The sequence below is a fragment of the uncultured Paracoccus sp. genome (assembly GCF_937873615.1).
Lineage (GTDB): Bacteria > Pseudomonadota > Alphaproteobacteria > Rhodobacterales > Rhodobacteraceae > Paracoccus.
This window is the reverse complement of sequence record NZ_CALMYP010000023.1, coordinates 16,778-43,086: the sequence shown is the minus strand read 5'-3', so window position 1 is coordinate 43,086 and position 26,309 is coordinate 16,778. Positions and strand designations below refer to the sequence as shown.

Sequence of the window (26,309 nt, the reverse complement as noted above, 5' to 3'; positions counted from 1 at the left end):
TTTCTGAACCCCACACGGCGGATTCCGATATGCAATCCGCAGGAACCCCCGGCACGCTCGTCCCTGTTGAGCATTTCCTGACCCGTGTCTTCTCTGTACCGAAGGCAAGCGGGGAGCTGCGTGATCTGGTCACCGCCCGCATATTCAAACCCCGGGCCGATGCTGACCCATTTCCGCTGCCAGTTTCCATAGACTGGGAAGCCCGGGATCGGCATGTCGACCGCAACTGGCGGATGCAGCTTCAGGGCTGGCTGATGTTTGCCCCGGTGATGAACGCCTTCGATTCTGGCGATGCCAAGCCCGAGGCGGTCGCCTATTTCCTTCAGGTCGTGGCCGACTGGTGGCAGCACTATGGTGACGATGCCGAGGATATCGTGACCTCGCGCATGCCGGAAAGCTATGCATGGTATGACATGTCCGTCGGCTATCGGGCGCTGATCCTCGGCTTTTTTCTGAACCGGATCGCCTATTTCCGCATCGCCCTGCCCGAAGATCAGACCCGCCTGCTGGGTGATGTCGCAGAAAAGCACATCCGCCACCTTGCACGACCTCAGGTCTTCTCGCTGAACAATCACGGTATCTTTCAGATGCATGGGCTGCTGGCACTGACCAATTGCCTGCCCGATCCCGCCCGTTTCGCGCAAGAGCGAAGCTATGCGATCACCCGCATGACCGAACTTCTGGATGCGCAATTCGACGAAAGCGGCATCCATCGCGAGCATTCGCCGCATTATCACTTCTATGCGCTGAAGATGTTCTCCGGTGCGCTTCTGTCGGGCTGGTATGGCGATCGCCCGGCATTCACCCGGCGGGTCGAGTTGGCCATGGAGGCGCGCAAATGGCTGGTCGATCCCTTGCGGCGGCCGATCTGCGTGGGCGATTCCGTCCTGACCAGGCAGTCAGATCTGACCTTCCCCGCGGCGACGGAGCCTGCACATGTGATCTCGGATTTCGACGCCTCAGGCTATGCGGTGCTGCGTTCGGCCTGGGGGGTGCCAGCGGATGCCGCCTCGATGGTCTTCCTGATGGGTGCCTATCACGCCACGACCCACAAGCATCGCGACTGCCTCAGCTTCGACTGGTTCGACAAGGGTCGGCGGATCATCTGCGACGGTGGGAAATACGGCTACAGAAGCGATGTCTATCGCCGTTACGCGCTGTCCTATGCCGCCCATAACAATATTGAATTCGACGGTTTCGATATCATCAAGATGAGTCCCTATGGCTCGGCCATCGAGGGGACCGAGGAACTGCCGGGCGGCATCTTCCGCATGACGGCGGCGCTCAGGATTAAGGCCATCACCCATGTCCGGTGCCTGCATGTCAAGCCGGGCCATTGGATATTGATCGAAGACGACATCGAGCAAAGCCGACCACGGAAGATCAGGCAGCGTTGGCATCTTGATAGCGATTTCGGGCTGCAGCGCCTTGCTGGCCGGGTGCTTCATGCCATGGCATCCGATGGGCAAGGCATCACCATCGAGCCCTTCGGCTGGAAGCCAGAGCCGATGCTCCAACGCGGCGACAGCGCCCCGGTCCAGGGCTATAGCTTCACTGCGGACCTGAAACTGGAACCGGCACTGGCGCTGACCTATTCAGGCGAGGTCCAGAATGGCAAGCTCCTGACCGCGATGTCGCTTTCCGCGTTCGACCGCCAGGATGTGCAAAGTTATTGCCACGCACATTTCGGCCTGCCCAGGCCGAAGCCCGAATCCCTGCCAGACGTAAAGGCGCTGCTGCCGAATGTTCCGCATCGGACCGTCAGACCGGATCAGGCCCTGATGCTGTCTTCGGGTACGCGAAGCTATACGATGCTGGCAGGCGGACTGGCGCTGTCTTTCCTTGCGACCAGACGACCCGGCGGATCGAAGCGGCTTCTGGTCATGCTGCCCGGCGCATCGGCGCGGAAGCACGGGCATCTGGACTTCCAGCGCCACGGATGGGGCGATGATTATCCTGACTACGATATTGTCGCGATCTCCGACCCGTCGCTCAAGCCCGGCAATGACATCGGTCTGGCCTGGTTTCAGAACAGCGCCGCATATTGCGGTCTGGATGCCTTGGCAGAGGGTCTGTCACGCATCTGCGAGGCGGGTGGATATGCCCCGCAGGATGTGGTCATCCTGGGGTCTTCCGGGGGCGGCTTCGCGGGGCTGATGCTGGCAAGGCGTTTCCCGATGGCGCGGATCATTGCCTTCAATCCACAGCTCGACCTTCGCCATTATAGCCGCTCTGCCTATCTGAAGATGTTGGGGACCTGCTATCCGGGCTTTACCGAAAGCGCCGTTCAGCAGAGATTTGGCGACCGGATGCGCGTCTCACCCGAACTGGTCGAGCGGACGGCCCCGATCTTCCTGTTCCAGAACGAGCATGACACGCTGCATCTCAACCATCACCTTACCCCCCTGCTGCAGAAGGTTCCGGCTGAAAAGCAGGCCGAATTTACTGGCCGGATCGGGCCTCGGGCGGATTGGCGCATTCTCAATATCATTCGCTATGCCGACCCCGCGCTTGGTCATTCACCGCCCAGCCGGGCTGACACAGGCGATCTCATTCGACCGCTCTTGGCGGGCGCTGAAGGTCTGGCACCGGATTGAGCGGCTGCGCCCGCTGCGAACAGGCCGATCTGCGGCGGGCCGGGCGACGCCTGAATCTGTTCGGCATCGCCCGAGCTTCCGCCCTGATCCGCCCGCTTACGCGGGATCGCGCATGGCCGCGTCGAAAAGCACGCGGGTATTCTCGCGCGTCATCTCGACCGGATTGCCCCCGCAAGAGGGATCTTCCAGCGCCATCTCGGTCAACTCGTCCAGCCGCGACGCCTCGACCCCCATCACGGCAAGGTTCTGAGGAATCGCCAGCTCGGCCCGCAGGTCCAGCACGCGGGCATAGAAGCCGTCGAAGCCGCCCTTGATGCCCAGATAATCGGCGGCCCGCGCGATGCGCTCCTCGATCGCGGGGCGGTTGAATTGCAGCACTATCGGCATCACCACGGCATTGGTTGTGCCGTGATGGGTGCCGTAAACCGCACCGACCGGGTGGCTGAGGCTGTGGATCGCGCCCAGACCCTTCTGGAAGGCGACCGCGCCCATGGCGGCGGCGCTCATCATGTTCGCCCGTGCCTCAAGGTCGTTCGGATCGGCATGGGCGCGCGGCAGGTTCTCGTTCACCAGCCGCAGACCTTCCAGCGCGATGCCCTGGCTCATCGGGTGGTAATGCGGGCTGGAATAGGCTTCCAGACAATGCGCGAAAGCATCCATGCCGGTGCCGGCGGTGATGGCGCGCGGCATTCCGACGGTCAGTTCCGGGTCACAGATCGTCACCGTGGGCAGAAGCTTCGGGTGGAAGATGATCTTCTTCTTGTGGCTGGCGCTGTTGGTCAGCACCCCGGCGCGCCCGACCTCCGATCCCGTGCCGGCGGTGGTCGGCACGGCGATGATCGGGGCGATGCTGTCGGGGTTGGCGCGGGTCCACCAGTCGCCGATATCCTCCAACTCCCAGACCGAGACCGGCTGGTCGATCATCAGCGCGATCATCTTGCCCAGATCCAGCGCCGAGCCGCCGCCGAAGCAGATCACCCCGTCATGGCCGCCCTTGCGATAGGCGGCAAGGCCGGCTTCCATATTGCCCTCGTTCGGGTTCGGATCGACATCCGAGAACACCGCCCGGCCCAGCCCCGCCGCATCCAGCAGGTCCAGCACCTGCGCGGTGATCGGCAGGGCGGCAAGGGCGCGGTCGGTGACCAGAAGCGGCTTCGCGATCCCCGCCGCGCGGCATTGATCGGGCAGTTCGGCGATGCGGCCGGCACCGAATTTGATCGCGGTCGGATAGGACCAGTTGGCGCGAAGCGTCATGCTGTCACCTTTTTCAGATGGAAGGATTTGGGCCGGGTCACGGCATGGAAGCCAAGCGCCGACAGGCTGGCCCCGCGCCCGGTATCCTTGACCCCGGTCCAGCACAGCGCCGGGTCGAGGTAATCGCAGCGGTTCATGAAGACGGTGCCGGTTTCCAGCTTCTCGCCAATCGCGGCGGCGCGGTCGGAATCGGCGGTCCAGATCGAGGCGGTCAGCCCATAGGCGCAATCGTTCATCAGCGCGATGGCTTCCGCATCGTCCCTGACCGGCATGATGCCGACCACGGGGCCGAAACTTTCCTCGCGCATGACGCGCATGTCATGGCGCACATCGACCAGCACCTGCGGGGCCAGATAGGCGCCGCCATCGTCGGCCGGAAACTCGCTTGCCTCGATCAGCGGGCGCGCGCCCGCAGCCACGGCCTCGGCCACCTGTTCGCGCACCAGCTTCGCGAAACGCAGATTGGCCATCGGCCCCATCGTGGTCTCGGGATCGGTCGGATCGCCCAGCTTCAGCGCCCGCACCCAATCCGCCGCCCTGGCGACGAAACCGTCATACAGGCTGTCATGGACATAGATCCGCTCGATCCCGCAGCAGCACTGACCCGAGTTGAACATCGCCCCGTCCATCAGCCCGTTCACCGCCGCTTCCAGATCGGCATCCTCGGCGACATAGCCCGGATCCTTGCCGCCAAGTTCCAGCCCGGTGCCGGTAAAGCCGCCCGCCGCCGCGCGCTCGATCGCCTGACCGCCGCCGACCGAGCCGGTGAAATTCACGAAGCCGAAATTGCGCTCGGCGATCAGCGCCTCGGTGGTGGCATGATCCAGAACGAGGTTCTGGAAGATATCCTCGGGCACACCGGCCTTGTGCATCGCCTCGGCCAGACGTTCGCCCGCCAGCAGGGTCTGGCTGGCATGTTTCAGCACCACGGCATTGCCGGCGATCAGCGCCGGCACGATGCCGTTGATTGCGGTCAGGAAGGGATAGTTCCAGGGCGCGATGATGAAGACCACGCCCACCGGCACCCGGCGCAATTCGCGGCGGAAGGTGCCGCTATCTTCAACCACCTGCGGGGCGAGGGTTTCCGCGGCGATCTTCGCCATGTATTCGGCACGTTCGCGCACCCCGCCCATCTCGCCGCCATAGCGCACCGGGCGGCCCATCATCCGGGCCAGTTCCGGCACGATCCGGTCGTTCATGGCGATCAGCGCCTCGACGCCGGCCATGACCAGCCGGATGCGTTCATCCAAAGGCCGCGCCGCCCAGTCCGGCTGCGCCGCGTGGGCGCGGGCGACAGCCGCGCGCGCATCCTTGGGCGACAGCACGTCGCGGGTCACATAAACCTCGCCATCGACCGGCGATACCAGCTGGATCTTTCCCGACATCTCGATTTTCCGTTCCTTCAAGCCCGCTCGAATCCGCGTGCGGTTTCCCAGTCGGAGACGACGCGATTCTGTTCCTCTATCTCCCAAAGCGCGGCGCGGTGGTAGTGGGCAACGACATCCTCGCCAAAGGCGGATTTCAGCATCCCTGACCCCATCGCCGCAGCCGCCGCCGCGCCAAGCGTGCGCGGCACCTCGGGCGCATCCTTCGACTGGTAGAGATCGCCCGAGAAGGCGGGGGCAAGCTCCATCCCCTTCTCGATCCCGTCGAGGCCTGCGGCCAGCAGCGCCGCGCAGGCCATATAGGGGTTCAGATCGGCCCCGCCGATGCGGCATTCGATGCGCACGCCCTTGGTATTCTCGCCACAGAGGCGGAAGCCGGCGGTGCGGTTGTCGACGCTCCAGACCGCGCGGGTGGGGGCGAAGGTGCCGGCAACGAAGCGCTTGTAGCTGTTGATATTGGGCGCAAGGAACAGCGTGATCGCCCCGGCATGGGCAAGTTGCCCGGCGACATAGGATTTCATCAGCGCCGACATGCCGAGCGGGTCGGTCGCATCGACGAAGACATTCGCCCCGTCCTTCGCCAGCGACTGATGGACATGCGAGGAACTGCCGACCTTGTCGTGATGGTATTTCGCCATGAAGGTGGCTGACCGCCCGGCCCGGCGCGCGATATCCTTCGTCGCCGCCTTGATCAGGATATGCATGTCCGCCGTATCCAGCGCGTCGGAATAGCGCGCATTGATCTCGTGCTGGCCGCGCTCGGCCTCGCCCTTGCTGCACTCGACCGGCACACCGGCGGCGTAAAGATCGTTGCGCAGCGCGCGCATCACCACCTCGTCGCCCGAGGTCTCGCTCAGGGCGTAATCGACATTGTAACGCGCGCTCGGCGTCGGATCGCGATAGCCGGTATCGAACAGGTCCTTGAAGCTTTCCTCGAACATGAAGAACTCAAGCTCGGTCGCCATCATCGGCTCGAACCCCATGGCGCGGGCGCGGGCGACCTGACGCGCCAGCACATTGCGCGGCGCATGGGGGACGGGTTCATGGGTGTGGTGGTCCAGCAGATCGACCATGCAGAGCGCCGTGCCCGGCGCCCAGGGCAGGCGGCGCAGGGTCGAAAGATCGGGGCGCATGACGTAATCGCCATAGCCTTTTTCCCAACTGCTGGCCTTGTAGCCGGGGACGGTGAACATCTCGTAATCCGTGGCCAGCAGGTAATTGCAGCAATGGGTCTCGTCATGGGCATCCAGGAAATGCTGGACATGGAAGCGCTTGCCCATCATGCGCCCCTGCATGTCGATCAGCGCGACGGCCACGGTGTCGATCTCGCCCGCCTCCCAGGCGGCTTTCAGGCTGTCGAGCGTCATATTGGCGGGCATGATATCCTCCGGATCGGGAAGGCCGGGCACGAGGGCCGCGCCCGGCAAGGGGTCTTAGCGGTAAGGATAGCCGGCCTTTTCCATATTGGCGGCGTAATCCTTGAAGGCCTGCACGACGCGGCCGGCGCGGTCCGAGGAACCGGCAACCTCGTCCCAGAAGCCTTCGGCATCCTTGACGACCTGCGCCCATTCCTCGTCCGGCAGGCTGGTCAGTTCCACCTTCTCGCCCTCGACGCGCAGCTTGGCCTCGCCGCCCCAATACCAGACATTGCGGTAGTAATGGGACTGGTCGATGGAGATGCGGAACAGTTCCTGCAGATGCGGCGGGACCTTTTCCCAGCTGGCGGTATTGGCGAAATAGCTGCCGAACCAGGCGCCGGTGACCGAGTTCGTCAGCGCATAGTTGCAGACGTCGGCCCAGCCGACCTCATAGGCCTCGGTAAAGCCGCACCAGGCGACGCCGTCGAGTTCGCCGGTCTGCATGGCGACTTCCACGTTGTCCCAGGGAATGGTGACCGGGATCAGGCCATAGCGCGACAGGAACTTGCCCGCCGTCGGCACCCCGAAGACGCGCAGCCCCTTCATGTCGGCAAGGCTGCGGATCGGCTTGTCCACGGTGAAGATATGCAGCGGGTCCCAGGCCCCGGTCGACAGCCAGGTGACATTGTCGACCTCGTCATAGGCCTCCTGCCAGATCTCTTTCAGGCCGTAATACTGGAACAGCGCCGCCACATCGAGGCTGTAGCGGGTGGCGAAGGGGAAATAGCCGCCGAAGACCGAGATATCGACCGGCGAGGCCATGGTCGCCTCGTCCGACTGAACGGCGTCGATGGTGCCGTTCTGCAGCGCCCGGAACAGGTCGGCGGTGGGAACGAGCTGGTCGGCATAGTAAAGCTCGATCTCCATCTCGCCATTGGCCGCCGCGTTGAAGGCGTCGATCTGCGGCTTGATGACATGGGCGCCAAGCGGCGCGCCGGAATAGGTCTGCAGCCGCCATTTGATCGGGCCGCTCTGCGCCAGCACGGCAGGCGCGGCGAGGGTCGAGGCCGCAGCCCCGATCCCCGCCGTCTGCAGGAACTTGCGGCGGCTGGACAGGATCTTTTCCGACGGGGTGATCAGTTTCTTGGTCATGGTATCCTCTCGGTTGGGTGGACCCTCTTGGCGGGGCTTGGTTTCAGGGATCGCTCGCTAACCTCGGACGCTCATATGTTCGGGCAGCCACAGCGCGATCTGCGGCCAGATCATCACCAGCACGATGGTGATCACCATCATCAGCGCGAAGGGCCAGATCGAGCGGTAGATATCGACAAGCGTGATCTCCTTCGGCGCCAGAGAGCGCATCAGGAAGAGATTATAGCCGAAGGGCGGGGTGATATAGGCGATCTGGCAGGTGATGGTGTAAAGCACGCCGAACCAGATCAGCTGGTTGTCGAAGCCCAGATCCAGCGAGGCCACCAGCGGAATGTAAAGCGGCGCGACAATGACCAGCATCGCCGTGTCGTCCAGAAAGATACCCATCAGGATGAAGCTGAGCTGCATCATGATCAGCACCTGCCAGGGTCCGAGATCCCAGGTGTTCAGGAACAGGTTCTCGATGGCGCGCACGGCGCCCAGCCCGTCGAAGACCGCCCCGAAAGCCAGCGCCGCCAGGATCAGCCACAGGAACATGCAACTGACAGACAGCGTCTTCAGCGAGGTCTCCTTGATCAGCCGCCAGGTGAACCGCCCCTTCAGCAGTGCCGCCAGCGTCGCCGCCGTGGCCCCCACGGCCGAGCTTTCCACGAGCGAGGTATAGCCCATCACGAAAAGCCCGGTCATCAGGAAGAAGATCAGGAAGGGGATGATGCCGGCGCGGGCAAGGGCCAGCTTCTCGGCAAAGGGCATGTTCAGTTCCTCCTCGTCCACCACCGGGGCGAGGGCGGGATTCATGCGCGCGCGGATCAGGATATAGGCCACGAACATCGCCGCCATGATCAGGCCGGGCACCAGCCCCGCGAACCACAGTTTCGACACCGGCTGGCGCGCGATCATGCCGTAAAGCACCATCACCACCGAAGGCGGGATCAGGATGCCAAGCGAGGATCCCCCCTGCACCACGCCCGAGATCAGGATCTTGTCGTAACCGCGCCGCAGCATCTCGGGCAGGGCGATGGTGGCGCCGATGGCCATGCCGGCGACCGACAGCCCGTTCATCGCCGAGATGATGACCATGAGCAGGATCGTCCCCACCGCCAGCCCACCGCGCACCCGGCCGAACCAGACATGCAGCATCTTGTAAAGGTCTTCGGCGATGCCCGATTCCGACAGCACATAGCCCATATAGATGAACATCGGCAGGGTCAGCATCGCATACCAGTTGAACAGCTTGAACACCTGGTTGAACGGCAGCTCGATGGCGCCCTGCCCGTAAAGCAGCAGCGCCGCGCCGGAGGCGACGAAACCGATGGCGGCAAAGACCCGCTGCCCGCTGACCAGCAGCAGCACCATGGAGGCGAACATCAGCAGGGCGATGGATTCATAGCTCATGCGATGGGTTCCCCGCGCAGCGTGGCAATATGCTTGAAGACAAGCGAGAAGGCCTGCAGCAGCATCAGCACCAGGCAGACGACCATCAGCGCCTTGATCGGAATGACCGAGGGGTTCCACATCGAAAACCGCCGTTCATCGGTGGAGATGGCGTATTTCAGGCTGCTGATCGAGCCCATCAGCATGACGACCAGATAGAAGATCAGGCACCAGATGGTGACCAGATCCAGCTTCGCCTTGCCGCGCTCCGACAGCGAGGCGTAAAGCAGGTCCATGCGCACATGATCGTTGTTCTTCAACGTGAACGGCCCGCCCAGGAAGTAATAGGCGGCCAGCGTGAACTGGGTCAGCTCGATCGCCCAATGAACGGGAATGTTCAGCACATTGCGCGTCACCGCATCCAGCAGCAGCGTCGCCACCATGACGAAGATCAGCGAGGCCGCCAGCCAGCCGGCCCAGTCGCTGATACGGTCGACGCTGCGGACATATCCGCGGATCAGCTTCGGCATCGGTTTCCCTTTCGTCCTGTCCCGTTGTTTTCTTCCCGGCCCTCAGCACAAGACCCGCAGCCCGCAGGCGGCCAGCTGGCCCCGCATCGGCCCGGGGATCGCGTCGTCGGTGATCAGCAGATCTATCCGTGCCGTCGGGCAGACAGTGAAGGCGGCGCGACGGTCCAGCTTGCTGCTGTCGGCCAGCACGATCAGGTTCTGCGCATTGGCGGCCATGGCGCGCGCGATCTGCGCCTCGTCATGGCTGGCATCCATGGCCCCGACCTCGGCCGAGAAGGCCGCGACGGTCAGCACGCAGTGATCGGCCTGATATTCGGCGATCTGGCCAAGCGCGGTCGGCCCGACCGTCTGCGCATTGCCGGCAACGTAACTTCCGCCCAGCAGATGCACCGAGGCGTCCGATCCCGCCCGCGCCAGCGCATCGGCCAACCGGCAGGAATTGGTGATGACGGTCAACCCGACAATCGCCGCCAGTGCCGGCACCGCCGCCAGGGTGGTCGAGCCGGTGTCGATGAACAGCGTGGCCCCCGGCTCGATCTCGCCGGCCAGACGCCGGCCGATCTGCACCTTCTCCTCGCTGGCCTGCGCGGCGCGGATATCCATGCTCGGCTCGACCAGAAGCCGGGCGCTGCGCGCGCCGCCATGCACTTTCAGCACCCGCCCGGCGCCGGCTAGGCGGGCCAGATCGCGGCGGATGGTTTCGGTCGAGACCTCGAAATGCGCAGCCAGGTCCTCGACACTGGCCGAGCCTTCGCTTCGGATCATGGTTTCGATCTGCAAGCGTCTCTCACGCGGTTTCATCGTTATCCCCTCGACCTGAAGCCAATCCGGCGCGCGCGCCCATGTCAACGAATATTTGTATTATCCGGCAAGAATTTGCGCCTGAAACCACAGTTTTATGCTTGACGATTGCCCGTTCGGTCAAATTATGTATAGTTATGCGGCAACTGATGGGGTCGGAATGGCTGAGGTGGCAGGTTACGATGTGGCAATCGTCGGCGCCGGGATCGTCGGCTGCGCCCTTGCCCGCCGTTTCGCCATCGACGGGGCGCGGGTGGTGCTGCTGGAAAAGGCGCATGACGTGCTGGACGGGGCCTCCAAGGGCAACAGCGCCATCCTGCATACCGGCTTCGACGCGCCCGAGGGCTCGCTGGAACTCGACTGCATCCGTGCCGGTCATGCGGAATATCTGGACATTCACCAGCGTCTGAACCTGCCGCTGGACCGCTGCGGCGCCCTCGTCCTCGCCTGGGATGCCGGGCAGGAGGCGGCGCTGCCCGATCTGATGGCACAGGCCCGCCGCAACGGGGTCGAGGATATCGAGCCCATGGACCGCGCCGCGCTGCTGGCCGCCGAACCGGCCCTTGCGCCGGGCGTCCGCGCCGGTTTCCGGGTGCCGCGCGAGGCGCTGATCGACCCGTGGTCGGCGGCACATGCCTATCTCTATCAGGCCATCGCCCATGGTGCCGAACTGCGCTGCCGGGCCGAACTGACCCGTGCCGAGCGCAGGGGCGGGCGCTGGCATCTGACCACTGCCGCCGGTCCCGTCGAGGCCGGGTTGGTCGTCAACGCGGCGGGCCTCTGGGGCGACCATGTCGAAAGGCTGCTGACCGGCGAGAGCTTCTTCCGGATCCGTCCCCGAAAGGGTCAGTTCATCGTCTATGACAAGCCGGCGGCGGGGTTGGCGCGGCATATCCTGCTGCCGGTGCCCACGAAGATCACCAAGGGCATCGTCGTCTGCCGCACCGCCTTCGGCAACCTTCTGGTCGGCCCCACCGCCGAGGAACAGGAGGACCGAGAGGATGCCTCGCTTTCGCCCGACACGCTGCGCAACCTGCGCGAGACCGGCGAATCCATCCTGCCCGGACTGGCCGCGCAGGAGGTGACGGCAGCCTATGCCGGGTTGCGTCCCGCGACCGAGGACAAGGGCTATCGCATCCGCGCCGATCTGGCGCGGGGGCTGGTGACGGTGGGGGGCATCCGCTCGACCGGGCTGTCGGCGGCGCTTGGGATCGCGCGCCATGTGGCGGGGCTGGTGGGTCGGGCGCCGAGAGAGCCGCAGCACTGGCCGCAGATGCCGATGCTTGCGCAGGCGGGGCCACGCGACTGGCAGGCGGCGGGCAATGGCGGCATCCTTTGCCATTGCGAGCTGGTGACCCGGCGCGAAATCGAGGCGGCGCTGAACGCCCCGGCCCCCGCCCGCTCGATCGCCGGGCTGAAACGGCGCACCCGCGTCACCATGGGCCGCTGCCAGGGTTTCGGCTGCACGGCGGCGCTGGCGAAACTGACCGAAGCACGCTTCACCCAGCCCATGACCTGCGGGGATAAGGATGGAGACTGACATCGCCATCATCGGCGCCGGCCCCGCCGGACTGGCCGCCGCCGCAGAGCTTGGCCGGCTGGGCGCAGGCCGCGTGACCGTGATCGAGCGCGAGCCGGTGCCCGGCGGCATCCCCCGCCATTGCGGGCATTCCCCCTTCGGAATGCGCGAATTCCACCGCATCCTTGGCGGGCAGGCCTATGCCGCGCGGCTGGCGGCAGCGGCAGAGGCGACGGGGGCCAGCATCCTGTGCAACACCACCGCAACCGCCTTGCAGGACGGCCCGGCGCTGGAACTGACCGGCCCCGAAGGGGTCTTCCACCTGCAGGCCCGCGCCGTTCTGCTGGCCACCGGCACGCGCGAATCCAGCCGGGTGCAGCGCCTGATCGGCGGCCAGAAGCCCGGCGGCGTGATCCCGACCGGCGCGCTTCAGGGCCTCGTGCATCTGAACCACCAGATACCGTTTTGCCGACCCGTGATCCTCGGGACGGAACTGGTCAGCTTCTCGGCCCTATTGACCTGCCGACAGGCCGGCATCCGCCCGGTGGCGATGATCGAGCCGGGGCCGCGCATCCTCGCCCGCCGCCCCTCGGGCCTGTTGCCGCGCCTGTTGGGCGTGCCGCTGCATCTGAAGACCGAGATTGCCGCGATCCATGGCCGAGAGCGGGTCAGCGGCGTGACCCTTGCCGGGCCGCAAGGCAAGACGCATCTGGATTGCGACGGCGTGCTGCTGACCGGTTCCTTCCGCTCGGAAGCGGCCTTGCTGGCCGGGGAGGGGGTCGATCCGCACTCGACCGGGCCGATCATCGACAGTTTCGGGCGCTGCGCCAGACCGGGCTATTTCGCCGCTGGCAACCTGCTGCGCCCGGTTGAAACCGCCGGTGCCTGCTGGTCCGAGGGCCGCCGCGCCGCCCATGCCATCCATGCCGCACTGCGCGGCGATCTGCCCGATCCTTCACATGGCGTGCCGCTGACCATCCGCAGCGATCTGATCCGCTATGCGCTGCCGCAGGTGATCTTCACCGACGGTCCGGGCCGGCACGGACAGATTCAGCTGCGCGTCACCCGGCCCGTGCACGGGATCCTGTCGCTGCATCAGGGCCCCATGGTCATCGCCAGCCACAGGATTAACGCCCTGCCGGAACGGCGGATCACCATGCCTTTGCCCAAAAACCTGCTGCCCGACCCGCTGATCCTGACGCTGGAGGAGACCGCATGAAGGTCCTCGCCATCGACCAGGGCACCACCTCGACCCGGGCGCTTCTGTATCGGGACGGCAGGCTGGCCCCGGTCATGCAGCGCGCCCATCGCCAGATCCTGCCCGCCCCCGGCCATGTCGAGCACGATCCCAAGGAACTGCTGGCAAATCTTCACGCGGCGCTTGACCATGAGGCCGATCTGGTCGCGCTCGCCAATCAGGGCGAAAGCTGCCTCGGCTGGGATGCGCGCGACGGGCGGCCCGTCAGCCCGGTCATCGTCTGGCAGGACGACCGCACCGCGCCGGAAACCGCCCGGCTCGACCGCGAGGGGGCAGGGTCCGAGGTCATGGCCCGCGCGGGCCTGCCGCTCGATCCCTATTTCTCGGCCACGAAACTGGGCTGGATCCTGCGGAACTGCCCCGAGGCCGCCGGCCTTGCCCGGCAGGGGCGGCTGCGGCTCGGCACCACCGATGCCTTCTTCCGAGACCGGCTGACCGGGCGTTTCCAGACCGATATCGCCACCGCCTCGCGCACCTCACTGATGAATATCGAGACCGGCGCCTGGGACCCCGCACTTTGCGAGATCTTCGGCATTCCACCCGATTGCCTGCCCGAGATCACGCCGACGGCGGGCGATCTGGGGCGGTTGCCCAATGGCGCGCGGCTTGGCGCCAGCATCACCGATCAGCAGGCGGCGCTTTACGGTCACGGTTGCCGCAGCCCGGGGGCCGCGAAGGTGACCTTCGGCACCGGCGCCTTCGTGCAATGCCTGACCGGCGCGCTGATCCGGCCCGAAACGCCCGGCCCCCTGCCGACCGTCGCCTGGCAGATGCCCGGCGAGGCACCACAGCATGCACTCGACGGGGCGGTCTATTCGGCGGCGGCGGCGCTGGATTGGGCGAAATCGCTGGGCCTGTTCAGCGAGTATGCCGAGATCGCCCGTTTCGACGCCGCGCCCGCCATCGACCGGGGGCTGGTCTTCCTGCCCGCCCTTGCCGGTCTGGCCTGCCCGCATTGGGACCGACAGGCGCGCGGCAGCTGGTTCGGGCTGACCCTGGATCACGGCCCCGCCGACCTGATGCAGGCGCTGCTGGAAGGCGTGGCCCTGCGCGCGGCCGAGGCGATCGGGGCCATCGACGCATTGCAGCCGATCCGCGCGCTTTCCGTCGATGGCGGGCTGGCGCGGAACGATTACCTGCTGGGCTTTCTGGCCGGGCTTCTCAGGCACCCGATGGGCCGCGCGGTCGAGGTGGAAAGCACGGCGCTTGGCCTCGTGCATATGGCCTTGGCGGCGGATGGCCAACCGGTGCCCCCGGTGCCGGAACCCGTTCCCGTCACCCCGTCGCAGGCGGCGCAGGCCGAACGCCGCCTGAACCGCTTTGCGATGGTCCGTGAAGGGCTGGCCGCGCTGTCGCATCGGGTCGCGGCAGACTGACAAGCCTCAGTCCTTGCCGCGCCGATCCCAGGCTCCTTTCAGGATATTGTCGCCGATGGCCGTGGCCGTGGTCACGAACAGTCCCAGCCCGCAAAGCACATAGGCGATGGTGAACAGTTTCCCCATATCGGTCTGCGGCGCGAAATCGCCATAGCCGACGGTCGAGATGGTGATGACCGAGAAATAGAAGGCGTCGATCCAGCCCCAGCCTTCCATCCAGTGATAGAAGGTTGCGGCGGTCAGGATCAGAAGCGCCGTCATCGCCACCAGATAGCGCACCCGGCGGGTCGAGAACGCCCGGCGGATCCCGGCCAGCATGTCCTTCACGCCGCGCCCGACGCCGCGGATCACCACCAACATGCGCACGCTCCTTGCCCTTGTGCAGGTTTGGACGGAAGCCTGGTCATGACACATCCTTCGTGTCGCATGGCTCAACCATGCCGGCGGCCTCGAACGGCTCGACATTCTGGGCCAGCAGGATGGCGAAGGGCCGGGTCGAGGCGAAGCTGGCCATGACGATGGCGATGATCGAGGTCAGCGGAATGGCCAGGATCGCCCCCGCCGCCCCCCAGATCGAGGACCAGAGCGCCAGCGCCACCAGCACGACGAAGGGCGACATGTTGATCCGGCGCCCGACCATGCGCGGCTCCAGCGCATTGCCGACCCACATCTGCGCCGCCGTCAGCAGCACCGCGATCACCAATGTCTTCTGGACCGAGCCGAATTGCGCCATGCTCAACACCACCGGGAAAACCACCCCGAGAAGCGAGCCGACATAGGGAATATAGTTCAGAAGCGCGATCAGCACCGCCCAGAACAGCGCGAAATCCACGCCGAGCGCCCGCATCGCCAGATAGGACAGCACCCCCAGAATGGCGTTCACCAGCGTCTTCACGGCGATATACTTGCCGATGGCATCGTTGATATCGGCAATGATGGCGCTGGCGCGATGGGCGCGCTCTCCGGGCAGGGCGACGGCGATCTTGTGGGCGAAGCCGCTGCGCTCTCCCATCAGGAAGGTGGCATAGACCAGCACCATGAACATCAGTCCGGCGGCCGAGCTGATCGAGCCGAGCACGGCACTGGCGATTTCGCTGATCGGCAGCGCCGCGCTCAACCGTTCGAGCATCTGGCCGAGATCGGGCAGTTCGGACAGCCCGGCCATGCCCGCAAGCTCGGCATAAAGCCGGTCGATATTGGCCTGATATTCCGGCAGCTTGGCGCTGACCTGACTGGCCGTCGACATCATCACCCCGCCCAGCCAGAAGGCGATGACCAGAAAGCCCACCAGCACCAGGGCCCGGCGCGCCCATTCCGGTGCGCGGCCCGCAATGGGCACCCGGCGCAGGGCGTCGCTGGCCTCGACCAGCACATAGACCGAGATCACCGCGATGATGATCGGCAGAAGGAAGGATTTGCCCACCACCATGAAGCGCCCGACAAGGGCCACCAGCAGAAGCGACAGGACGATGCCGAGAAGACCGCGCAAAGGGTCGGATTTGCTGAACATATGCCCCTCCGTTGCGGGCTGGCGGGTGGCGCGAGGCCTTTCCGGCACAGGATGGCACGCCCCGCCGGGCAGGTCCATGGCCGGGCAACGCCGGGCAGGCGGGCCGGCCCCCTCTCGCCTAATCGCGCCGCAGCGGGTAAGACATCGGAAGCCGTGGCGACGACCCGGCAGAGATTGCAGGCGATGGATCGGATGGACTGGAAAAAGCCCCTTGGCATCTCGCTTCTGCCCCTGTTCCTGGGCTTGCTGTTCTTTGCCGCCTCGCTGACCCCCTCGCTGATTCCGCGCGGCTGGGTGCTGCAGGGCATCCTTGGCGGCACGGTGGCCGCGCTCGGCTATCTGACCGGGCGGCTTCTGCTGACGATCTGGCGGCAGATGGCGCTGCCGCTGATGCGCGGGCGGGGCTTTGTCATCGGTCATCTGGCCGTCGGCCTGCCGGTGCTGGCGACGGTGATCGTGGCGCTGATCCGCGAGGTGCCCTGGCAGAACTCGATCCGCATTCGCATGGGGATGGAGCCGATCGAATCGATTCGGATGCTGCACATGCTGGCCCTGGCGACGCTGATCTTCGCCATCCTTTACATGATCGGGGCGCTGATCCGGCTGATCTTCGACCGCACCCGGCAACGCCTTTACCGCTATATGCCCGAGCGGCGGGCCAATATCGCCGGGCTGCTGATCGTGGGGCTTCTGGTCTTCATCACCACCCGCGACGGGCTGGTCGACAGCCTCGTGGGCTTTGCCGACAAAAGCTATACCGTTGCCCAGGACCTGTTCGAAAGCGCCCCGCCGCCGCCCGACGACAGCCTGAGGTCGGGCAGCGCCGCCTCGCTGATCGACTGGGGGGCGATGGGCAGGCCGGGGCGCAATTTCGTCACCTCCGGCCTCGATGCCGCCGATATCGAGGATTTCAGCACCCGCCCGGCAAAGCAGCCGCTGCGGGTCTATGTCGGTCTCGCCCAGGCCGACAGCGCGCAGGAACGCGCCGATCTGGCCCTGGCCGAATTGCAGCGCATCGGCGCCTTCGAGCGCAAGCTGCTGATCGTCGCCATGCCGACCGGGACCGGCTGGCTCGATCCCGGCAGCTTCGACGTGGTCGAATACATGCATGGCGGCGATATCGCCTCGGTCGCCGTGCAATATTCCTATCTGCAATCGCCGCTGGCGCTGATCCTGGAAACCGATTCCGGGCTGGAACAGTCGCGCGCGCTTGTCACCACCATCCACCGCTACTGGCGCGATCTTCCCGAAGATGCGCGACCTCGGCTTTACATGCACGGGCTCAGCCTCGGGGCCTGGGCCTCGATGTATGGCACCGATCTGGAGGCCCTTGTCGACGATCCCATCGACGGTGCCTTCTGGGCCGGCCCGCCCTTTCCATCCTCGCTGTGGAATTCGGCCATGGCGGGGCGCAAGCCGGACACGCCCTATGTCGCGCCGGATGTGGCGGATGGGCGGCTGTTCCGCTTCGCCAGCCATACCAAACCCGCCGGCGGGCCCGATGGCTGGGGCTCCATGCGGTTGATGTTCCTGCAATATTCCAGCGATCCCATCGTCTTCTACCAGCCCAGTTCGCTCTGGCGCGCGCCGACCTGGATGCGCGAGCCGCCGGCCTCGGATGTTTCGCCCGATCTGCGCTTCATGCCGGTGGTGACGCAGTTCCAGCTGGCGCTCGACATGGCCATCGCGCTGTCCGCGCCCTCGGGGCATGGACATTCCTATTATGCGCATGACTATATCGGGCCCTGGCTGGCGGTGACCGCACCGGATGGCTGGACCGAAGACGATACCGCGCGGCTGATGGCGCGCTGCGACAAGGATGCACAGCACGGATGCAGGAACGGAAACGACGCTGGCTCTGGCTCTGGATCCTGAGCGGGGTTCTGGCCGCGATGCTGATCGCGGCGGCGCTGAATTCATGGCGCAACTGGGCCGGGATCGCGATCAACACGCAAACCACGCAGGAACGGCTGGAGCTTCTGGCCGATGACTGGCGCATGGTCCCGCCAGACACACCCCTGACCGAGGCCGGGGCGATGCTGCTGTCGGGTTGCGACGGGGTGCATGACAATATGGATTACTGGGCCGGCATTCTGGCCGCGCGCGGCTATCCGGGTCTCATCATCGACAGCCACAGGCCGCGCGGCTATGACCGGCTGGAAAGCTGGCGTCTGCTCTGCATGGGGCAGCTTCTGCCGGGGGCGGAACGCGCGGGCGATATCGCCGTCGGCATGGCGACAAGCGGCAGCAATGACGTGATCCTGCTGGGCGCGTCCCATGGCGGCTGGTCGGTGCTGGAATTCATGCGCCAAAGCATGACCGGCGACCTGCCGCCGGGCCTGTCCGAATGGCCCGTTTCGCCCGACGCCCTGCATCGGCGCATCGCGGCGGCCATCGTGATCTATCCCTATTGCGGGGTGCTGAACGGTGCCGCCGAAGGCGACTGGTCCGGGATGCCGCCGATCCTGATGATCCTTGCCGGCAAGGACGAGTTGATGGTGACCCCGGCGTGTCAGCGCATGGCCGAGGATCTGACGGCACTGGGCGCGGATGTGACCGTGGTGCTTTACGAAGATGCCGGCCACGGTTTCGAGCAGCAGGAGCGCGCGCCGCTGTCGCAACTGGAATTCCGGCCCGAACTGCGCGAGGCGGCAACGGTCGAGGTCAAGGATTTCCTGACCCGCCACGGGCTTTAATCAAGCGGGATCGCCGCCTCGCCGCGCAGATCGAAGGGCGAGGTGATGCCCAGAAGCGCCATGTCGCGGTCGATTTCTTCGCCGAGCAGATTCGCGGCATGGCTTACGCCCGGCACGCCATGGGTGGCGGCGGCATAAAGGAAGGGGCGGCCCACGAAGGTGAAATCGGCGCCCAGCATGATCGCCTTCAACACATCGGTGCCGCGCCGGATGCCGCTGTCGAACATCACCACCATGTCGGGCACCGCCGCCCGCACATCCGGCAACACCCTGAGCGGCGCTGCGGTTCCGTCCAACTGTCGCCCGCCGTGGTTCGAGACGATCACCCCGTCGCAACCGGCATCGCGCGCCGCCCGCGCATCGTCGGGATGCATCACCCCCTTCACCACCAGCTTGCCCGGCCAAATCTGGCGGATGCGGCGGATATGGGTCCAGCTCAACTGGTCGCGCCCGATGGTCGAGCGCACCAGATCGCGCGAAAACAGCGGCGGGCCCTGCACCGCCTCCATATTCTCGAAATGCGGCATTCCCCGGGTCGCGATCTCGCGGCAAAGCGTCAGCAGCGACCATCTCGGATGCGTCATGCCCTGCCAGATCAGTTGCGGGCTCAGGCGGAAGGGCGCGTCGAAACCGTTGCGGGCGTTGTTTTCGCGATTGCCGCCCACGGGCACGTCGCCGGTGACGACAAGGCGGTCAAAACCGGCGCGCTGCAACCGCTCCAGCAGGGCCTCGATCCGGGCATCGTCGCCGGGGATATAGGCCTGAAACCAGCGGCTGCCGCCTTCATCGGCGACACGTTCCAAGGGCGTGACCGAAGCGGCCGAGCAGATGGCGAAACTGCCCGCCTCTGCCGCGCCCTTTGCCAGCGCGACATCGCCATCGAAAGCCGCCACGGCGCTGAAACCCATGGGGGCGATGCCGAAGGGCATGGCGAAATCCTGATCGAACAGCCGCGTGCGCTGATCGCGGGTCGAGACATCCTGAAGGATGCGGGGCCGAAAGCCGATGCCTTGAAAGGCGGCGCGGTTATCCGTCAGGCTGGTGTCATCCTCCACCCCGCCGCTGACATAGCCATAGATCGCGCGCGGCAAAAGCCGGCGGGCCGCGCCTTCGAAATCGTCGAGCGCGAGGAACCCGCGCAGCCGGCGCGGCACCGTCACCGGCTTGCGGCGCGCGATCGAGACCGGATCCGTCATCCGCCCGTGCCCTTCGGCCAGGTGCGGGACGCGGTCAGTGCTGCAAGGATCATTCTTCCCCCTCCGACAAGCTGGCTGCCATTCCCGGCAGCATTGCGGATCGGGGCGGCGATGACAATCCGGGCCGGGGTCGATTTGGACCCGCCCGGCCTTGATATCGGATTGCAGGCTGCTAGCCTGAGACCTTGGGCCCATGAACAGGAGCAAGCCATGAACACCCCCTTCGCGATGACCCGGCGCGGGTTTCTGTCCAGCACGGTTGCCGGGGTCGGCATGGTCGCGCTGCATCCCTTCTCGGCCCGGGCCGAGGCCGGGCAGGCGCATCTGCGGATCATGGAAACCACAGATCTGCATGTCCATGTCTGGCCCTATGACTATTACGCCGACAAGCCGGTCGATACGGTCGGACTGGCCCGCACGGCCGCACTGGTCGATGCGATCCGGGCCGAGGCCACGAACTCGATCCTGCTCGACAATGGCGATTTCCTGCAGGGCAATCCGCTTGGCGATTACATCGCCTATGAGCGCGGCATGGCCGAGGGGCAGATGCATCCCATCGTCACCGCCATGAACACCGTTGGCGTCGATGCCGGAACGCTCGGCAATCACGAATTCAACTATGGGCTGGATTTCCTGAAGAACACGCTGGCCGGGGCGAACTATCCGGTGGTCTGCTGCAACGTGGTCCTGACCGAGGGCGCGACGCCGGATGCCGATGAAACCCTGGTGCTGCCCTATATGATCCTTGAGCGCGCCTTGACCGATGGCACGGGCGAGGTCCACCCGATCCGTATCGGGCTGATCGGCTTCGTGCCGCCGCAGATCATGCAATGGGACCGCAAGCATCTGGAAGGCAAGGTGACCACGCGCGGCATCCTCGCCGCCGCCGAGGCCTGGGTGCCGAAGCTGCGCGCCGAGGGTGTCGATCTGGTCATCGCCCTGTCCCATTCCGGCATTGCCCCCCAGTCGCTGGAGGAGGATGCCGAAAACGCCTCGCTCGCGCTGGCAGGGGTCGAGGGCGTGGACGTGGTCCTGACCGGCCATCAGCATCTGGTCTTCCCCGGCCCGGATTTCGAAGGCGTCGAGGGCGCTGACATCGCCGCCGGCACCCTGGCCGGCAAGCCCGCCGTCATGGCCGGCTTCTGGGGCAGCCATATGGGGCTGGTCGATCTGATGCTGGAACGCGACGGCGAGGGCTGGAAGATCGCCGGCCATACCTCCGAAGCGCGCCCGATCTATGAGCGCAAGGAGGATCGCAGCATCGTCCCTCTGGTCGAAAGCGTGGCGTCCGTGGAAGACAGCGTGAAGCCGGAACACGAGGCGACGCTGGATTATATCCGCCGGGCCGTGGGCAAGACGTCGGCGCCGCTCTACAGCTATTTCGCGCTCGTGGCCGACGATCCGTCCGTGCAGATCGTCACCAATGCGCAGAAATGGTATATCGAACAGATGATGGCCGGCACCGCGAATGAAGGCCTGCCGATCCTGTCGGCGGGCGCGCCCTTCAAGGCCGGTGGTCGCGGCGGCCCGGATTACTATACCGATGTGCCGGCGGGCGATCTCGCAATCAAGAACGTGGCCGATCTTTACCTCTATCCGAACACGATCCGGGCGGTGAAGATCACCGGCCAGCAGGTCAAGGACTGGCTGGAACGCAGCGCCGGCATGTTCAACCAGATCACCCCGGGCGAGGCCGATCAACTGCTGCTCAATCCCGATTTCCCCAGTTATAATTTCGACGTGATCGACGGGGTCAGCTACCGGATCGACCTGTCGCAGCCTTCCAAATACGACAGCGACGGGGCGGTGGTGAACGAAGGCGCGAACCGGATCACGGATCTGACCTTCAACGGCGCCCCTATCGACCCAGCGGCCGAGTTCATCGTCGCCACCAACAACTATCGCGCCGGCGGCGGCGGGACCTTCCCCGGCAATGACGGCTCGACCATCGTTTTTGAAGGCCCCGACACCAATCGCGACATCATCGTGCGCTATATCGTCGAGCAGGGCACCATCGACCCCAAGGCCGATGGCAACTGGTCCTTTGCGCCGCTCGACGGGACCACTGTGCTGTTCGATACCGGCCCGAAAGCCGCCGATTATCTGGCCGACATGACTGCCCTGACCATCGAACCTGCCGGCGACGGCGCGGACGGCTTTGCCCGCTTCCGTATCACCCTGTAATCGCGGTAGGATCGGCGGGAAGGGCCGGGGAATAAAGATGGATCTGAACAGCGACATGGGCGAAAGCTTCGCCGCCTGGGCGATGGGCGACGATGCCGCCATGCTGGAGATCGTCACCTCGGCCAATATCGCCTGCGGCTTTCATGCCGGCGATCCGGCGGGCATCCTCGATACGCTGCGGCTGGCGGCGGCGCGCGAGATCGCGGTGGGCGCGCATGTCGGCTATCGCGACCTTGCCGGCTTCGGGCGCCGGCCGATGGACATCCCGGCGCGGGAACTGACGGCGGATGTGATCTATCAGATCGGCGCGCTCGACGGGCTGGCGCGGGCGGCGGGCAGCGCGGTGCACTATGTCAAGCCGCATGGCGCGCTCTATAATACCATCGCCCAGGGCGGCGATCAGGCCTTGGCCGTCATCGACGCGATCAAGGCCTGGGACCCCGGCCTGCCGATGATGGCGCTTGCCGGATCGCCCATCGTAGGCCTTGCCCGCAAGGCCGGGTTGCGGGTCATCTGCGAGGCCTTTGCCGACCGTGGCTATCAACCCGACGGCCAATTGGTCTCGCGCCGGTCGCCGGGCGCGGTTCTGCACGACCCCGAGGAGGTCGCCCGCCGCATGTTGCGCTTCGCCCGAGAGGGCACCATCCGCGCCGTGGACGGGCAGGACATCCGCGTCGACGCAGAATCGATCTGCGTCCATGGCGACAGCCCCGGCGCTGTGCTGATGGCCCGGCGGATTCGCGAGCTTTTCGATGCCGAGGGCATCCCGCTTGCCCCCATCGCCCCATGACCCCCCGCTTCCTGCCCGCCGGCGATACGGCCCTGCTGGTCGAACTGGCGGATCTCGACGCGGTGCTGGCGCTGTTTGCGAGCCTCGGTGCCGATCTGCCCCCCGGTGTGATCGAACTGGTCCCGGCGGCGCGCACGCTGGCGGTGACCTTCGACCGCCATTTGACCACGGCAGAGCGGCTGGCCGCAGAGATCGCCGGGCGCGATCTTTCGGCCCGGCCCGAGGGCGGCGGTCGCGAGGTCGACATCCCGGTCATCTATGACGGTCAGGATCTGGCCGAGGTTGCCGCGCTGACCGGGCTCTCGGAGGCCGAGGTGATCCGGCGCCATGCCGATACCCCGTGGCGGGCGGCCTTCACCGGCTTCGCGCCCGGCTTCTGTTACCTGACCGGCGGAGATCCGGTGCTGGCGGTGCCGCGCCGACAAAGCCCGCGCACGGCGATCCCGGCGGGATCCGTGGCGTTGGCGGGCGAATTCAGCGGCGTCTATCCCCAGCAAAGCCCCGGCGGCTGGCAGATCATCGGCACGACGCCGATGCCGATGTGGGACCTGTCGCGCAGCCCGCCGGCACGGATCGCGCCCGGCGATTTGGTGCGCTTCGTCCCCCATACTGGCCGGAACCTCAGTGCGCCCCGTCCGGCCAGCCCTGCACCGGACGCAGCCGCGCCAGAGGCAAGGCTGGACATCGTCTCGGCCCCTTTTCCGGCGCTGTTTCAGGATGCCGGGCGGCTGTCGCAACTGGCGCAAGGGGTCGCGGCATCCGGTGCGGCGGATATGGGGGCGTTCCGGGCGCTGAACCGGCTGCTTGGCAATCCCGCTGGCACGGCAGCGGTCGAGATCGGGGCCGGGCCGCTGAAACTGCGTGCGAGCCGGGTCTGCACCCTTGCCGTGACCGGTGCCGACCGGCAGATCACGGTCAATGGCGGCCCAGGCTTCGCCACCCATTGCCCCATCCCCGTCGATGCCGGTGACGAGATCGCCATCGGCGCGCCCCGCAATGGCTGCTACAGCTATCTCGGCGCGCGTGGCGGTTTTGACGTGACCCCGGTTCTGGGCAGCGCCGCCACCGATACGCTGGCCCATATCGGGCCGGAGGCGCTGCGCGCGGGCGGCTGGATCGGGCTGGCGAATGGCCCGGCGCAGGCGCTCGGGCCGGTCGAGCCGATGCCGCTGCTGCCCAAGCCCGGCGCGCTGATCGTCGTCGATGTCATCCCCGGACCGCGCGCCGACTGGTTTCCGCCCGAGACTCTGGCGCTGTTCACCGCGCAGGACTGGCTGGTCACGCCACGATCCAGCCGGATCGGCAAGCGGCTGGAAGGCACGCCCCTGCATCGCAATGACAGCCGCGAATTGCCAAGCGAGGCGACCATGACCGGCGCGATCCAGGTGCCGCATTCCGGCCAGCCGGTGCTGTTCCTGCCCGATCACCCGCTGACCGGCGGCTATCCGGTGATTGCCACCGTGGCCGCCGATCACCTCGACCTTGCCGCGCAGGTTCCGCCCGGCGCCCGGCTGCGTTTCCGCCCCCGCATTCCCTTCGCCGCAATCCCGCCTGACCGACCCGAGGTATCCAGATGAAGAACGTCCTGATCGCCAACCGCGGAGAAATCGCGCTGCGGGTGATCCGCGCCTGCCGGGATCACGGCATCGGCGCGGTGGCGGTCTATGCCGATGCGGATGCGGATGCACCTTACCTGCGCCTTGCCGATGCGGCTTATGCGCTGCCCGGCAAGACCCCGGCCGAGACCTATCTGAATATCCCCGCATTACTGGATATCGCCCGCCGCGCCGGCGCGGATGCGGTGCATCCGGGCTATGGCTTCCTGTCCGAAAGTGCCGAATTCGCGCGGGCCGTCGCCGATGCCGGGCTGATCTGGATCGGCCCCTCGCCCGAGGCCATCGCGCGCCTTGGCGACAAGATCGCCGCACGCGAAATCGCCCGCAAGGTCGGCGCGCCGCTGGTGCCCGGCAGCGACGGCCCGGTCAGGGGTGGCGACGAGATCCGCGCCTTCGTGGCCGAACACGGCTTGCCCGTTGCCATCAAGGCCTCGGCCGGGGGCGGGGGCAGGGGGATGCGCGTGGTCCGCGAGACGGCCGAGATCGACGAACTTTTCGCCGCCGCCGCCAGCGAGGCCCGGACCGCCTTCGGCAATGGCGCCTGCTATGTCGAACGCTTCCTCGACCGGCCCCGTCATATCGAGGCGCAGGTGCTGGCCGATCGGCATGGGAATGTCGTGGTCGTGGGCCTGCGCGACTGTTCCCTTCAGCGCCGCAACCAGAAACTGGTCGAGGAGGCACCGGCCCCCTTCCTGCCCGACGAGCTGGCCGAACGGATCGCCACCTCTGCCCATGATATCTGCGCCGAGGCCGGCTATACCGGCGCGGGCACGGTCGAATTCCTGCTCGGCGCCGATGGAATGCTGAGCTTTCTTGAGGTCAATACGAGGTTACAGGTCGAACATCCGGTGACCGAGGCCGTAACCGGCATCGACCTGGTGATCGAACAGTTCCGCATTGCCGAAGGCCTTCCGCTGCAGATCGACGCCATGCCCGCGCCCATGGGTCACGCCATCGAATTCCGAATAAATGCCGAGGATCCGGGCCGGGGCTTTCTGCCCACGCCGGGCCGGATCACCCGCTTCTCGCCCCCCGGCGGTCCCGGCATAAGGCTGGACAGCGGGGTCGAGACCGGCAGCACCGTCGCCGGGGCCTTCGATTCGCTGATGGCAAAGCTGATCGTGACCGGACCTGATCGCGCAACCGCCATTGCCCGCGCCCGCCGCGCCTTGGCCGAATTCCGCATCGAGGGCGTGGCCTCGGTCCTGCCCTTCGCCCGCGCCGTGATCGAGGCGCCGGACTTCAACGGCACCGCCCCCTTCACCGTCCATACCCGCTGGATCGAGACCGATTTCGCCGCCGATCTGGACGCCGCGCTGCGCGTCCCCGAGGCGGAGGACAGCGTGCTGCGCCTGCCGGTCGAGATCGACGGGGAACGCCGCGATCTGGGCCTGTCGGCAGGCGCGCTTGGCCGGCTGGCGGGGGCGCTTGGCGCATCGGCTCCGGCACCGCATATCGGCTTGGCACAACCCGCGACGGAAGCGGCGGATGGTCTGCGTGCCCCGGTCGCGGGCACATTGACCCGCTGGCTGGTCGCGGATGGCGAGACCGTGGCCGGGGGTCAGCCCGTCGCGGTGATCGAGGCGATGAAGATGGAGATGACGCTGACCGCAGAAAAGGCGGGCGTGCTCCGTCAGCGCATACAGCCCGGCGAGGAATTGGCCGAAGGCGCGTTGCTGGCCGAAATCGCGGCAGGCTGACAGCGGGACACAG

General features: G+C 66.2%; 20 protein-coding genes. 10 read left to right on the top strand and 10 right to left on the bottom strand.

Annotated elements, in window-relative coordinates:
- Positions 1–29: 29 nt before the first annotated feature.
- Positions 30–2,597 carry a heparinase II/III family protein gene (locus tag Q0330_RS07185; RefSeq protein ID WP_299476579.1) on the top strand — a complete coding sequence of 856 codons (2,568 nt, stop codon included), beginning with the start codon at positions 30–32 and terminating at the stop codon, positions 2,595–2,597.
- 96 nt (positions 2,598–2,693) lie between these two features.
- Here the strand turns inward: Q0330_RS07185 and Q0330_RS07180 are convergent, their stop codons facing one another.
- The 7 genes from Q0330_RS07180 to Q0330_RS07150 all read right to left on the bottom strand — a co-directional run bounded on the left by Q0330_RS07180 (position 2,694) and on the right by Q0330_RS07150 (position 10,451).
- The gene (locus tag Q0330_RS07180; RefSeq protein ID WP_299476576.1) at positions 2,694–3,851 is read right to left on the bottom strand and encodes an iron-containing alcohol dehydrogenase; all 1,158 of its coding nucleotides are present in this window, start codon (positions 3,849–3,851) and stop codon (positions 2,694–2,696) included.
- A complete protein-coding gene (locus Q0330_RS07175) occupies positions 3,848–5,236 on the bottom strand; it encodes an aldehyde dehydrogenase family protein (RefSeq protein WP_299476573.1) in 1,389 nt (462 codons plus the stop codon). The genes Q0330_RS07180 and Q0330_RS07175 overlap by 4 nt, the downstream gene beginning before the upstream one ends.
- A gap of 17 nt (positions 5,237–5,253) precedes the next feature.
- Complete coding sequence (locus Q0330_RS07170) at positions 5,254–6,615, bottom strand: glutamine synthetase family protein (RefSeq protein WP_299476571.1); 1,362 nt, start codon at positions 6,613–6,615, stop codon at positions 5,254–5,256.
- A gap of 54 nt (positions 6,616–6,669) precedes the next feature.
- The gene (locus Q0330_RS07165) at positions 6,670–7,710 is read right to left on the bottom strand and encodes a twin-arginine translocation signal domain-containing protein (protein WP_299476671.1); all 1,041 of its coding nucleotides are present in this window, start codon (positions 7,708–7,710) and stop codon (positions 6,670–6,672) included.
- Between the two features lie 93 nt (positions 7,711–7,803).
- Entirely contained in the window at positions 7,804–9,141 is a 1,338-nt protein-coding gene (locus tag Q0330_RS07160; RefSeq protein WP_299476569.1) for a TRAP transporter large permease subunit, read from the bottom strand.
- Positions 9,138–9,650, bottom strand: coding sequence for a TRAP transporter small permease subunit (locus Q0330_RS07155; protein WP_299476566.1), 513 nt, complete (start codon positions 9,648–9,650; stop codon positions 9,138–9,140). The genes Q0330_RS07160 and Q0330_RS07155 overlap by 4 nt, the downstream gene beginning before the upstream one ends.
- 42 nt (positions 9,651–9,692) lie before the next feature.
- Positions 9,693–10,451 (bottom strand): DeoR/GlpR family DNA-binding transcription regulator, encoded by a 759-nt coding sequence (locus tag Q0330_RS07150; RefSeq protein ID WP_299476563.1) that lies wholly within the window; start codon positions 10,449–10,451, stop codon positions 9,693–9,695.
- Between the two features lie 160 nt (positions 10,452–10,611).
- Between Q0330_RS07150 and Q0330_RS07145 the strand changes: the two genes are divergently transcribed.
- The 3 genes from Q0330_RS07145 to Q0330_RS07135 are packed head-to-tail and all read left to right on the top strand — an operon-like array spanning position 10,612 to position 14,604.
- Positions 10,612–11,991, top strand: a complete 1,380-nt coding sequence (locus Q0330_RS07145) for an NAD(P)/FAD-dependent oxidoreductase (protein WP_299476560.1) — start codon at positions 10,612–10,614, stop codon at positions 11,989–11,991.
- The gene (locus Q0330_RS07140) at positions 11,981–13,189 is read left to right on the top strand and encodes an FAD-dependent oxidoreductase (protein ID WP_299476558.1); all 1,209 of its coding nucleotides are present in this window, start codon (positions 11,981–11,983) and stop codon (positions 13,187–13,189) included. Before Q0330_RS07145 ends, Q0330_RS07140 begins: the two co-directional genes overlap by 11 nt.
- Positions 13,186–14,604 carry an FGGY family carbohydrate kinase gene (locus Q0330_RS07135; RefSeq protein WP_299476556.1) on the top strand — a complete coding sequence of 473 codons (1,419 nt, stop codon included), beginning with the start codon at positions 13,186–13,188 and terminating at the stop codon, positions 14,602–14,604. Before Q0330_RS07140 ends, Q0330_RS07135 begins: the two co-directional genes overlap by 4 nt.
- Positions 14,605–14,610: 6 nt before the next feature.
- Here Q0330_RS07135 and Q0330_RS07130 read toward each other — a convergent pair whose 3' ends face one another.
- Both Q0330_RS07130 and Q0330_RS07125 read right to left on the bottom strand, forming a co-directional pair.
- Complete coding sequence (locus Q0330_RS07130) at positions 14,611–14,964, bottom strand: potassium channel family protein (RefSeq protein WP_299476553.1); 354 nt, start codon at positions 14,962–14,964, stop codon at positions 14,611–14,613.
- A gap of 43 nt (positions 14,965–15,007) precedes the next feature.
- Positions 15,008–16,114, bottom strand: a complete 1,107-nt coding sequence (locus Q0330_RS07125) for an AI-2E family transporter (protein ID WP_299476550.1) — start codon at positions 16,112–16,114, stop codon at positions 15,008–15,010.
- Positions 16,115–16,165: 51 nt separating this feature from the next.
- Between Q0330_RS07125 and Q0330_RS07120 the strand changes: the two genes are divergently transcribed.
- Both Q0330_RS07120 and Q0330_RS07115 read left to right on the top strand, forming a co-directional pair.
- Complete coding sequence (locus Q0330_RS07120) at positions 16,166–17,989, top strand: alpha/beta-hydrolase family protein (RefSeq protein ID WP_299476547.1); 1,824 nt, start codon at positions 16,166–16,168, stop codon at positions 17,987–17,989.
- Positions 17,947–18,810: a dienelactone hydrolase family protein gene (locus Q0330_RS07115; RefSeq protein WP_299476544.1), complete on the top strand. Its 864-nt coding sequence runs from the start codon at positions 17,947–17,949 to the stop codon at positions 18,808–18,810. The genes Q0330_RS07120 and Q0330_RS07115 overlap by 43 nt, the downstream gene beginning before the upstream one ends.
- Here the strand turns inward: Q0330_RS07115 and Q0330_RS07110 are convergent.
- Positions 18,807–20,006, bottom strand: coding sequence for an alpha-hydroxy acid oxidase (locus Q0330_RS07110; RefSeq protein WP_299476541.1), 1,200 nt, complete (start codon positions 20,004–20,006; stop codon positions 18,807–18,809). The two genes, Q0330_RS07115 and Q0330_RS07110, sit on opposite strands and share 4 nt — an antisense overlap.
- 210 nt (positions 20,007–20,216) lie before the next feature.
- Here Q0330_RS07110 and Q0330_RS07105 point away from each other — a divergent pair, with 210 nt between their 5' ends.
- The 4 genes from Q0330_RS07105 to Q0330_RS07090 are packed head-to-tail and all read left to right on the top strand — an operon-like array spanning position 20,217 to position 26,296.
- Entirely contained in the window at positions 20,217–22,190 is a 1,974-nt protein-coding gene (locus tag Q0330_RS07105) for a bifunctional 2',3'-cyclic-nucleotide 2'-phosphodiesterase/3'-nucleotidase (RefSeq protein ID WP_299476538.1), read from the top strand.
- Positions 22,191–22,227: 37 nt separating this feature from the next.
- Positions 22,228–22,980, top strand: coding sequence for a 5-oxoprolinase subunit PxpA (locus Q0330_RS07100; protein WP_299476535.1), 753 nt, complete (start codon positions 22,228–22,230; stop codon positions 22,978–22,980).
- Positions 22,977–24,557: a 5-oxoprolinase/urea amidolyase family protein gene (locus tag Q0330_RS07095; protein ID WP_299476532.1), complete on the top strand. Its 1,581-nt coding sequence runs from the start codon at positions 22,977–22,979 to the stop codon at positions 24,555–24,557. Before Q0330_RS07100 ends, Q0330_RS07095 begins: the two co-directional genes overlap by 4 nt.
- Positions 24,554–26,296 (top strand): biotin carboxylase N-terminal domain-containing protein, encoded by a 1,743-nt coding sequence (locus Q0330_RS07090; RefSeq protein ID WP_299476529.1) that lies wholly within the window; start codon positions 24,554–24,556, stop codon positions 26,294–26,296. The genes Q0330_RS07095 and Q0330_RS07090 overlap by 4 nt, the downstream gene beginning before the upstream one ends.
- Positions 26,297–26,309: the final 13 nt, after the last annotated feature.

What these genes read in the sequence shown, in the direction of transcription:
- Q0330_RS07185 (WP_299476579.1), top strand. Translation starts at nt 30, where the DNA reads ATGCAATCCGCAGGAACCCCCGGCACGCTCGTCCCTGTTGAGCATTTC.
- Q0330_RS07180 (WP_299476576.1), bottom strand. Translation starts at nt 3,851, where the DNA reads ATGACGCTTCGCGCCAACTGGTCCTATCCGACCGCGATCAAATTCGGT.
- Q0330_RS07175 (WP_299476573.1), bottom strand. Translation starts at nt 5,236, where the DNA reads ATGTCGGGAAAGATCCAGCTGGTATCGCCGGTCGATGGCGAGGTTTAT.
- Q0330_RS07170 (WP_299476571.1), bottom strand. Translation starts at nt 6,615, where the DNA reads ATGCCCGCCAATATGACGCTCGACAGCCTGAAAGCCGCCTGGGAGGCG.
- Q0330_RS07160 (WP_299476569.1), bottom strand. Translation starts at nt 9,141, where the DNA reads ATGAGCTATGAATCCATCGCCCTGCTGATGTTCGCCTCCATGGTGCTG.
- Q0330_RS07155 (WP_299476566.1), bottom strand. Translation starts at nt 9,650, where the DNA reads ATGCCGAAGCTGATCCGCGGATATGTCCGCAGCGTCGACCGTATCAGC.
- Q0330_RS07150 (WP_299476563.1), bottom strand. Translation starts at nt 10,451, where the DNA reads ATGAAACCGCGTGAGAGACGCTTGCAGATCGAAACCATGATCCGAAGC.
- Q0330_RS07145 (WP_299476560.1), top strand. Translation starts at nt 10,612, where the DNA reads ATGGCTGAGGTGGCAGGTTACGATGTGGCAATCGTCGGCGCCGGGATC.
- Q0330_RS07140 (WP_299476558.1), top strand. Translation starts at nt 11,981, where the DNA reads ATGGAGACTGACATCGCCATCATCGGCGCCGGCCCCGCCGGACTGGCC.
- Q0330_RS07135 (WP_299476556.1), top strand. Translation starts at nt 13,186, where the DNA reads ATGAAGGTCCTCGCCATCGACCAGGGCACCACCTCGACCCGGGCGCTT.
- Q0330_RS07130 (WP_299476553.1), bottom strand. Translation starts at nt 14,964, where the DNA reads ATGTTGGTGGTGATCCGCGGCGTCGGGCGCGGCGTGAAGGACATGCTG.
- Q0330_RS07125 (WP_299476550.1), bottom strand. Translation starts at nt 16,114, where the DNA reads ATGTTCAGCAAATCCGACCCTTTGCGCGGTCTTCTCGGCATCGTCCTG.
- Q0330_RS07120 (WP_299476547.1), top strand. Translation starts at nt 16,166, where the DNA reads ATGGCACGCCCCGCCGGGCAGGTCCATGGCCGGGCAACGCCGGGCAGG.
- Q0330_RS07115 (WP_299476544.1), top strand. Translation starts at nt 17,947, where the DNA reads ATGCAGGAACGGAAACGACGCTGGCTCTGGCTCTGGATCCTGAGCGGG.
- Q0330_RS07110 (WP_299476541.1), bottom strand. Translation starts at nt 20,006, where the DNA reads ATGACGGATCCGGTCTCGATCGCGCGCCGCAAGCCGGTGACGGTGCCG.
- Q0330_RS07105 (WP_299476538.1), top strand. Translation starts at nt 20,217, where the DNA reads ATGAACACCCCCTTCGCGATGACCCGGCGCGGGTTTCTGTCCAGCACG.
- Q0330_RS07100 (WP_299476535.1), top strand. Translation starts at nt 22,228, where the DNA reads ATGGATCTGAACAGCGACATGGGCGAAAGCTTCGCCGCCTGGGCGATG.
- Q0330_RS07095 (WP_299476532.1), top strand. Translation starts at nt 22,977, where the DNA reads ATGACCCCCCGCTTCCTGCCCGCCGGCGATACGGCCCTGCTGGTCGAA.
- Q0330_RS07090 (WP_299476529.1), top strand. Translation starts at nt 24,554, where the DNA reads ATGAAGAACGTCCTGATCGCCAACCGCGGAGAAATCGCGCTGCGGGTG.